We start from the raw sequence: 635 nt of genomic DNA on the forward strand, positions 1-635 counted from the left end.
GAACCGTTTCGCGATGATACATGGATTGCGGGATGGACGCTATTCTACTGGGCGTGGTGGATTGCCTGGGCACCGTTTGTGGGCACCTTTATCGCCCGCGTTTCTCGGGGCCGCACCATCCGTGAATTTATTATGGGTGTATTGGTAACACCTACCCTCGGGACGTTTGTATGGTTTTCCACTTTCGGCGGTTCAGCCTTGAACATCATTCGGGACCAAGGAAAAACGGAACTGAGCGAAAAGATGACAACGGATGTCTCGACAGCACTCTTTGAGTTTTTCCAATACTTTCCGCTTAGCACGCTGTTGAGCGGCATAGCGGTTATCCTGGTTATTACCTTCTTTGCTACTTCTGCCAACTCAGCTACATATGTTCTTGGTATGCTTAGCTCAGGAGGAAACATGAATCCGACCAACGGAACCAAATTAACCTGGGGATTGATTCAATCCTCAATCGCAGTCGTATTGCTGATTAGCGGGGGGCTGTCAACGCTTCAAACGGTTTCCATTGCCACGGCGTTTCCTTTTGCCATCATCATGGTAATGATGTGTTATTGTCTGCTTAAAAATCTCCAAGGAGAGTTCGATCGAACGGGTTCCATGGCTTATATGGAAGCGGCAGCGACTGCTCAGCC

Annotated in this window: 1 protein-coding gene; it reads left to right on the plus strand. The window is 49.1% G+C overall.

Translation table 11 applies throughout. The features are described from left to right. Positions 1–635: BCCT family transporter (locus ABLT31_RS38880; protein ID WP_367761080.1), on the plus strand; the 635-nt coding region annotated here is incomplete at both ends.

This window comes from Ammoniphilus soli (assembly GCF_040813775.1).